The organism is Corallococcus sp. CA053C (assembly GCF_003611675.1).
Classification (GTDB): Bacteria; Myxococcota; Myxococcia; order Myxococcales; family Myxococcaceae; genus Corallococcus.
Genome location: NZ_RAWA01000082.1, coordinates 21,806 through 27,805, shown reverse-complemented (window position 1 = coordinate 27,805; position 6,000 = coordinate 21,806). Strand labels below are relative to the sequence as shown.

Sequence of the window (6,000 nt, the reverse complement as noted above, 5' to 3'; positions counted from 1 at the left end):
GGCGGGAGCCGTGTCCTTGGGCGGCGTGCCCTTGCTGTCGGCGCGCGCCGCTTCGGCGATGGCATCTTCCATGTAGCCGATGAAGGCGGTCTCCAGGCTGTCCGCGTTGCGTGCCTCGATCAGCTTCTGGGGGGAGTCCGCCGCCAGCACCCTCCCCGCGTTCATGAGGGAGATGCGGTCGCAGCGCATCCCCTCGTTCATGAAGTGTGTCGTCACGAAGATGGTGACGCCCTGCTTCCGCGACAGGTCGCTCAGCAGCTCCCAGAAGCTGTCCCGGGCGACCGGATCGACCCCCGACGTGGGCTCGTCCAGGATGAGGATCTGCGGCCCGTGCAGCACCGCGACGGCCAGCGAGAGCCGCTGGCGCAGGCCCATGGGCAGGGACTCGGCCAAGGCCTCCAGGTGCGCGCGCAGGCCGAAGCGCTCGACCAACTCCTCGATGCGCGCCTTCGCCTTGTCTGGCGGCAGATGGTAGAGCCGGGCATGCAGGACCAGGTTCTGATGGACGCTCAGCTCGCCGTAGAGCGAGAACGCCTGCGTCATGTAGCCCAGGTTCTTGCGCACCTCCATGCTGCCGGCATCGACGGAGCTGCCGAAGAGCTTCGCCGTCCCTTCCGTGGGGGGCAGCAGGCCGGTCAGCATCTTCATGGTCGTGGACTTGCCGCAGCCGTTGGAGCCCAGGAAGCCGAAGATCTCACCGCGCTCAATCGACAAGGTGACGTGGTCGACGGCGGTGAAGGTCCCGAAGCGGCGAGTCAGTCCGTGGGCCTCGATGGCCAGCTCCGCGTTGCCCGGGGCCCGGGGCGGGATGATGACCTCCTTGTGGCCCCTTCGCTTCTCCTCGGGCAGCAGCGCGATGAAACAATGCTCCAGGTCCTTCGTCCCCGAGCGCTCCATCAGCTCCGCGGGAGTCCCTGTCGCCAGCACGCGCCCCGCGTCCATGGCCACGATCCAGTCCCATTGCTGGGCTTCGTCCATGTAGGCGGTGGAGATGACGACGCTCATGCCGGGGCGCCCGGCCCGGATGTCGTCGATGAGGGTCCAGAACTGCCGCCGGGAGAGCGGGTCGACGCCGGTGGTGGGCTCGTCGAGGATGAGCAGATCCGGGTCGTGCACCAGCGCGCCGCAGAGCCCCACCTTCTGCTTCATTCCGCCTGAGAGCTTGCCGGCGGGGCGCTCCGCGAACTTGCCCAGCCCCGTGGCTTCCAGCAGCTCCCGGACGCGCACCTTGCGCTCGTCGGCCGACAGCCCGAAGAGCCGGGCCATGAAGTCGACGTTGTCGTAGACGCTGAGCTCCAGATAGAGGTTCTTGCCCAGCCCCTGAGGCATGTACGCGATCCGCGGCCCCACCGCGCGCCGGTGCCGGGCGTCGGCGATGTCCCCGTCCAGGACGGTCACCCGTCCTTGCTGCATCTTCTTGGAGCCGGCGACCAGGGCCATCAGCGTCGACTTGCCAACGCCATCCGGCCCCACGATGCCCACCATGATGCCGGTGGGAATGTCGAGCGAGATGCCGTCGAGCGCGACGACGCTGCCGTAGCGGTGGGTCACGTCCTGGATGGAGACCACGAGGCTGCTGGAGACGCCGCCCGGCGCTCCTGGAGACGCGGATGAGACCATGGCTGAGCCCTCCCGGGTCACCGGCGCGATTGGGGTTCGGCTTCAGCCGTGATGACGTTCTGCAATCGGGAAGGCCAGGTGGCGGAGGGGTCCACCTTGACGTAGCCGACGCCGCGAATGCCTGTCTTGATGCGCTCGACGTAGCGGCTGGCCAGCTCCCTGGGGACCTGGAGCTTCACCCGGAACATCAGCTTCTCCCGCTCGCTCTTCGTCTCGACCTGCTTGGGAGTGAACTGCGCTTCCGGGGACACGAAGGAGACATACCCGGGGATCGAGCGGTCGGGCTCGAAGTCGACGGTGAGGCGCGCTTCGGAGCCCAGCTTCATGCGGGCGGCCTCGCTGGCCGGGAGGAAGATCTCCATGTAGACGTCCTCCAGGTTCACGAGCGTCAGCGCCGGTCCGCCGGGCGCCAGCACCTCGCCGGGCTCGGCGAGGCGATAGAGGACTCTTCCGGTCGCGGGAGACTTGAGCGTCGCATCGGCGATGCGCGTCTTGATCGTCGCCGCACTGGCTCGCGCGACCTCGATCTGCTGCCTGGAGGTCTTCACCGTGGCTTCCGCTTCCGCCAGGCTGGCCCGGGTGGTCGCCAGCTGGCTCGTCCGGACGTCCAGATCCCGCTGCGAGCCGGCGCCCTGCGCCACCAGCTTCCGGGCGCGATCGGCCTCGATGGTGGCAAGCTCTATCTCACTCTTCTGCTTGGCGATCGTCGCCTGGGCCACCGCCAGGTTTTCCTGCATGGCCGCGAGGTTCGCGTTGGCCTCCGCCAGGCTGGACTCCAGCGTGGTGGTGTCCAACTGCACCAGCACCTGACCCGGCTTGACGAGGTCGCCTTCGTTGACAGCGATTTCCTTCACCCGCAGGGGTTCCTTGGCGGCGACATCCACCAACTTCGCCTCGATGCGGCCATTGCCCGAGACAATCCCCTCCGGCAGCTTGGATTGCTTCCCCTTCACGTACCGGAAGCCAATGAACGCGGCGATCGCGATGGCGATCAACCCAATGACCCACTTCATCTTCCCTTTCGGGCTCTTGGGCATGGCGGACTCTCTAGTGCTTTCCCGGTTGCGAGCTGTGATTGACTTCCTGCGTCCGAGGCTTGGACACCACGTCGCCCCAGTCGGTCCGCTTTTCCATTTCGTCTTGCATCGGTTCCGGCACGACGGGCTGGTCCTTGCGCACCTCCCAGCCCCCGCCCAGCGCCTTGTAGAGGGCGACCAGGTTCGTGGCGATGGAGGAGCTTGTCTGGGCCAGGTTGTTCTGCTGCGTCAGGAGCGAGCGTTGCGCGTCCAGCACGCGCTGGTAATCCACGGCGCCTTCCCGGTACTGCACCACGGAGAGCTCCACGGACCGCTGCGCGGCCTTCACCGCGGCCTGGTGGAACGCCATGGCCTTCTGCGCATTGACGAAGCCCGCCAGGGCGTCCGACACCTCCTGGGCCGCCCTGAGCACCGTGTTGCGGTAGTTGACGAGCAATTGCTGGAACCGCGCGTCTTCGACACGCACCCCATTCTTCAGGCGGCCGTAGTTCAGGAAGGGAAAGACAATCCGCGGGCCAATGGAATAGACCAGACTGCCGAGCGAGAAGAGATTGCCGGAGGAGGCGCCGCTGTTGGTCGCCTGGAGCCCGAGCGTCCCGAAGATCGAGAAGCTTGGATAGAGTTCCGCCTCGGCGATACCGATCCGGGCACACTGCGCGGCGGCATACAGTTCGGCGCTGCGGACATCCGGACGCCGCCGCAGGATCTCCGCCGGCATGCCGACGGCCACCGTCGCGGGCGCCATCGGAATCTGCTTGGGGCCCGCCAGCAGGGCCTCCACGGCTCCCGTGGGCTGGCCCAGGAGCGTGCTCAGGGCGTTGTGGGACTGCTCCAACCCGCCTTCCAACTGGGGGATGGTGGCCCGGGTGCTTTCCAGCAGGGTCGCGGCCTGCGTCACGTCGAGCTCCGACGTGGCACCGTTGCTGAAGCGCGCCTCGGCGATCCGGAGGCCCTCCTCCTGGATCCTGACGTTCTCCCGAGCCTGCTCGAGGAGCACCTCGTACGTCCGGACCACGACATAGGTTCGCGCGACCTCCGCGGTGAGCGAGACGAGCGAGGATTGGTACTCCGCCACCGACGCGAGCAGGCTGGCGGCCCCCGACTCCACGCCCCGCCGGTACTTGCCCCAGAAATCCAATTCCCAGATCGCGTCGAAGCCCAGCTGGTATTCCAGATAGTGGCGGTCGAAGGCCTCAATACCGGCCACATTGGCTGCGGTCTCACTGGCTCCCACCGCGGCCGCGCTGCCGGTGGCCACCTGGACCTGCGGATACTGCTGGCCGGTGAGGATGCCCAACTGGGCGCGTGCCTCCACGATCCTCAAGCCGGCAATCTGCAGCGGCAGGTTCTGCCCGTAGGCGAGCTCGACGAGGTGATCCAGCGTCGGATCGCCAAACGACTTCCACCACTGGGTGTCGACCTCCGCCTGCGTCGAGAGTCGCGGGTCGCCCTGGGTGCGCCACTCCTTGGCGACCGCGGCCTCGGGCTTCGTGAAGTTGGGACCTACCGCGCACCCGGAGAGCGCGGACAGGACACCGAGCAGCGGCAACGCGCCGATGAAGGGTGCAAGCCCCGGGTTCATCCCCTGCCTTGTGCTGTCCATCCCCCGCATGCAAGACACCTCGATCGATGTGGACGATGGGCACCTCGTGGAGCGCGCGGAAGTACGAGCTGACCGATTGCCCGGCAGGGCAGTCCGCGATGTCCGTTCAACAATGCCTGACACCGACCTGGGGGCGATGTGGCTGTCGTCCGCCGCACGCGGTGGGCGTCTCCCGCCCGGCTCTGTCTGCTTCAGGATGGGGTCAAGTCAGGGGGCTTCATCCCGGACGCCGTCCTGCTCGAGGAGGGCGGCTGGATCCGTCACCACGAGGTCCGCGCCGTGGCGGCGCAGCTCGGCGGACCGACCCAGCCGGTCGACGCCGATGACATAGGCGAAGTGGGCCGCCCGTGCGGCCGCGACGCCGTCCGGCGTGTCCTCGAAGATGACCGCTTCGTCGGAGTCGACCCCGAGGGCCCGGGCGGCCGCGAGGTAGACCTCGGGAGGGGGCGTGGCGTCGAGCCGCGCGTCGAAGAGGTCCGAGATGCCGGCGGACTGGAGCATCTCCGCGCAGTGCCTGCTCCCGGAGACGACCGCGGTCCGGAGTCCCGCGGCGCGCGCCGCCTGGACGTAGCGGATCGTTCCTTCATACGTCTCCACCCGCTCCTGCCGGAGCAGCTCGACCAGGAGCCCTGTCTTGCGGTCGTTCAGCGCGTGAACCGTGCTCTCCTGCAGCGCGATGCCGCGGGAGTCCAGGAACGCGTGGAGGCCCTCCAGGGGCGGCTTGCCGTCGAAGTAGCGGCTGTAGTCGCGCACCAGGTCGAAGGGGATGAAGGGCTGCCCCGAGGCCAGCGCACGCTGCCGCAGGTAGTGGTCGCACAGCTGCTTCCAGGCCCTGGCGTGGAGGCTGGAGGTCTGGGCGAGGACACCATCAAGACCGAAGAGGCAGGCGCGCGTGCGGGGCGGAAGCCCCAGCTTCGTCCGTGCGCGGGGCGGCTGGCCCAGGATGAAGGCGTCGACCGCGTAGGCGAACCCGTCCTCGTCGTTGGTGCGCGTGACGTGGCGTGCGAGCCGTTGGACCTCGGGGCTGGCGTTGCCCATGGCGATGCCAACGCCGGCGGTGGTCAGCATGGGCAGGTCGTTGGCCATGTCCCCGATGGCCGCGATCTGCTCAAGGGGAAGCGCGAGGAGGCGCGAGGCTTCACGCACGACCATTCCCTTGTTCGCTTCGGGGTGCGTGATGTCGACATAGTAGGGCGTCGAACGCGCTGCCGACGCCTCGGCGCCCAGTCTCAGGGAGAGCTCGGCCTCGCAGCGCGCGACCCGCGCTGTGTCCTCGCTCACCCCGACGATCTTGATGGGGGCATCGAGCACGCCGTGCAGGTCCGCGATGACGACCGGATCGAAGCCGACGTTGCTCCTCTCTCTCGCCACGCGGAATGCCTCGGGGCCGCGGAGGAACCAATCGGCTCCCTGGTATACCCAGACATCCAGGCCCGCCTGGAGCAGGAAGTCGACGGCCTGCCTGGCAATGGCGGGCGGAAGGGTCCGCTGCTCCAGCACCGTCGTGAGATCGGATTTGACGTACACGCCGCCGTTGAAGGCGGCCACGGGGTCGGTGAGCTTCAGCGAGGCCACCAGCCCTGCCATCCCGCGCGGCGGTCGCCCGCTCGTGACGGTGAACATGACGCCGCTGGCGCGCAGCCGGGCGACGGCCTCGCAGGTTTTCGCGGTGAGGACCTTGTCCCGCGTCACCATCGTCCCGTCGATGTCCGCGATGAGCAACTTGATGGTCATGGCTGT

4 protein-coding genes are annotated in these 6,000 nt (G+C 68.0%); all 4 read right to left on the bottom strand.

Annotated features, from left to right (window positions below; translation table 11 throughout):
- The coding region (locus D7V97_RS13970) for an ATP-binding cassette domain-containing protein (RefSeq protein ID WP_147444812.1) at positions 1–1,620 on the bottom strand (1,620 nt) is incomplete at its 3' end.
- A gap of 17 nt (positions 1,621–1,637) precedes the next feature.
- A complete protein-coding gene (locus D7V97_RS13965; protein WP_120611122.1) occupies positions 1,638–2,657 on the bottom strand; it encodes an HlyD family secretion protein in 1,020 nt (339 codons plus the stop codon).
- Between the two features lie 10 nt (positions 2,658–2,667).
- Positions 2,668–4,239, bottom strand: a complete 1,572-nt coding sequence (locus tag D7V97_RS13960; RefSeq protein ID WP_233582774.1) for an efflux transporter outer membrane subunit — start codon at positions 4,237–4,239, stop codon at positions 2,668–2,670.
- 228 nt (positions 4,240–4,467) lie between these two features.
- Entirely contained in the window at positions 4,468–5,994 is a 1,527-nt protein-coding gene (locus D7V97_RS45330) for a Cof-type HAD-IIB family hydrolase (protein WP_233582772.1), read from the bottom strand.
- Between the last annotated feature and the right edge of the window lie 6 nt (positions 5,995–6,000).